This is a genomic window from Flavobacterium sp. (assembly GCF_043773265.1).
Taxonomy (GTDB): Bacteria; Bacteroidota; Bacteroidia; order Flavobacteriales; family Flavobacteriaceae; genus Flavobacterium.
Map to the genome: position 1 here is coordinate 1 of NZ_JAYVFH010000206.1, position 2,881 is coordinate 2,881.

The following is a 2,881-nucleotide window of genomic DNA, read 5'->3' on the forward strand; positions in this document are numbered from 1 at the left end:
GTGTTGGAGTTAAATGCGCTACATATAAAGCATCTTCATAATGATTCCAAAGTGTTGCAATTTCTTTATATATATCTTTTGCAATATCATTTGAAGGTTCTAAATCATTGTTAGAAATTGTGTCTTCTTTATCATCACGATTAATTCTTCTATCATTATCAATTAAAACTGGCATAGTGTCATTAATCGCATTTTCATCTAAAGCAATAACTGAAAATTCATCAGGTAGTTTAAACGTTTTTTCATTTATTGTAAAGATATTAGCCCGGTAACCTTCTGTTTTAGGTAATCCTACGCAATCTTTATACTGTTTAAATCTACCAATTAGTTTATCATTAACATAAAAATCTAAATTATTATCTGCAAAGATTCTAATACCTTTTTTATTAGAATAAATAAATTTATCAAATTTTATATTAAATTTTCCATAGGCATCAAATGCCATATATCCTTTTTCATTTTTTCTTGGATAAAATAGTTGACCTGTTTCAATATTTTCAATTATTCCTATTTGACCTATATGTGTTTCTGGTTTGGTTCCATTTGTAATAAATGCATAAGGTCGATAGTTTTTATTCAAAACAATTCCTTTGTTTTGTAAATCAAAATATGTTGTGCCAAATTTATGTTGGAAAATCTCATCATTAATACAAACAACTATAAAACTGTCAGCATTATAAACATCTAACACTACATTAAATTTATTGATTTCTAATACAATTGGCTTATCCCAATTACCCATAATGACTGGTGAAGTAGTCAACAACTCATCGATTGCTTCGTATTCAAATTGTTGTAAATTAAATTTAAACTCTTGAAGTTTTGCTCCTAAAATTTTGTCATTAATAAAATCATATACAAAAACTTTTACACGCACATCAGGAACAATAATGGTGTTTAAATTATTAGAATTTACAACTGGTGCTTCAATTTTAGCAATTAAATTTCCAGTTTTTTCGTTAAGAATAGTTTCTGCAACTTTATTATTTAACGAAACTAAAAGACGCTGGGTTTTAGGGTCATAATTTATTGGTGTAACCGTTATATTATGATTATTGTTTCTAATTGAAAGTTTGTCAATAGTAATTTTACTTATCATAATTCTTTTAAATAAAAACTTTGGTTTCGCCAATGACGAAACCAAAGCTACATTAATTATTTTATTAATTCAGTAACAGTTAGGTTAAACTCTAAAATTTGTCCGTTTTCAAGTTCAACAAGCTGTTGTTTTACACCATCGGTTATAGAGTATGTGCTTTCTGGAAACTTGTTACTAGAATCTATCAATAGCTCATAGTTACCTGCGGTTATTGATGTTATTTCCCAATTTCCATCTGCATCACAAAGAACGATTTCTTGGATTAATCCTTCTACAGTTTTTAAAGTTATTACTGCTTTTATACCATTATTACCTTCAATTTTTCCAAAAACTTTGGCAGTACCAGTTGCACCATTTATTTGTGCGTTGTTCAAAACAAAACTATCGCTACACGGCACATCTTGTGGGTTTTCAAAGGTGTCTTCATTAACATCTTCGCAATGGCATGGCAATGCTTTTTCTACTTGTAGTCCAATACTGTTGGCTTGCAATATTGTTAATGTTTTGGTACTCGTGTTGCCCAAGCTTTTCCTTCGGGTTTTCCTTCTGGCTCACGAAGTTCATCTACAATAGACATAAACAATTTGTCTTCTATAACTGGTACTTCGCCACCATTCCAAATTAAGCCAGTTTGCATATAGAAACGAACTGCTTTTTCAAATTCTGGTTTAAATATTATAAGAAGCAAAATTATAAGCCGAGTTTTCTCTATAGTTAATAGACAATCTCCATTTATTAACACTTATAAATTTGCATCCTAATTTTAATGATTAGATTTGTTTTTTATCATATAATGCGCTATCATTGCGTTGACATATCCGCGCTATCGTTACGTTTATACATACTAGATGTATGGTAAATAATGACTTTATTTTCTCCATATTCTTTTCATTTTCCTCCAAACAATAAAATAAAATTTTACCATTAATTGATTTATCATTAAAAATAGAAATATAATAACATCTAAAATATTTTCAATAAGATAGCAAGTAATACGATCATTTCGATGTTGAAAATATTCTATAGAAAGTCCTTTATAGTAATCTTGTTTATTGTATAAGTAAATTGCAAAAAAAGAAAAAATTATAATTAAAATTATTGATATTATTTTTGATGAATTTTTATTTATAAAGAAAAATAAAAAAGTTAGTAATAAATTAATTTTTGAAATGTAAATAAAAAGAACTAAAATCCAAATAAAATTAATAAAGATATTGTTATTAACATTTACAAAAAAAGAAAATAACAATAATAAGATTAATGATATAACTTCAACTATTGAAAAATGATAAATTATTTTTTTTATATTTTCCATTTTCTTTTCATATTTACAGAATATGTTAAATAATCATTAAAAGGGTTATATCCATATTGATGTTGCAACACCCATTGAGCCATAACACCACCTCTGTAATTGTATTTCACAATATTTAATGTGTCGGCATCAAATTTTAGTTCTTTTGTATAATCACTTTCTGAAACCCCAAAAGTATCTAAATATTGAATAATCACTATTGCTTCATAACCAATGTTATTTTTTTCAATTATTGAATTAAAAATTTTTACATTGACTTTAACTGTTTGTGTACCACCAATACAAAATAATGCTAATCTATTTTCATCATCAATTATTAAACTATCAAATCCAAAACCTGGAAGAGTTTGTTCCTCAGTACCGTCTATAAACCAATTATTATCCAAAGGTTTTTCTAAGAAATCTTTACTATTTAATTTTTCTTTAGGTTTGCTTAGTTGATATTGAAAAATTTGGTCAACTAATTT

General features: G+C 26.7%; 4 protein-coding genes. All 4 read right to left on the bottom strand.

Translation table 11 applies throughout. From position 1 onward, the window contains the following. On the bottom strand, positions 1-1,099 hold a 1,099-nt coding region (locus tag ACH2BO_RS11000), incomplete at its 3' end, for a hypothetical protein (RefSeq protein WP_395044793.1). A gap of 56 nt (positions 1,100-1,155) precedes the next feature. Further along, positions 1,156-1,590, bottom strand: coding sequence for a hypothetical protein (locus tag ACH2BO_RS11005; RefSeq protein WP_395044794.1), 435 nt, complete (start codon positions 1,588-1,590; stop codon positions 1,156-1,158). A 5-nt stretch (positions 1,591-1,595) separates the two neighbouring features. Beyond that, positions 1,596-1,787, bottom strand: a complete 192-nt coding sequence (locus ACH2BO_RS11010; RefSeq protein ID WP_395044795.1) for a hypothetical protein — start codon at positions 1,785-1,787, stop codon at positions 1,596-1,598. A 614-nt stretch (positions 1,788-2,401) separates the two neighbouring features. Further along, the coding region (locus ACH2BO_RS11015) for a hypothetical protein (protein WP_395044796.1) at positions 2,402-2,881 on the bottom strand (480 nt) is incomplete at its 5' end.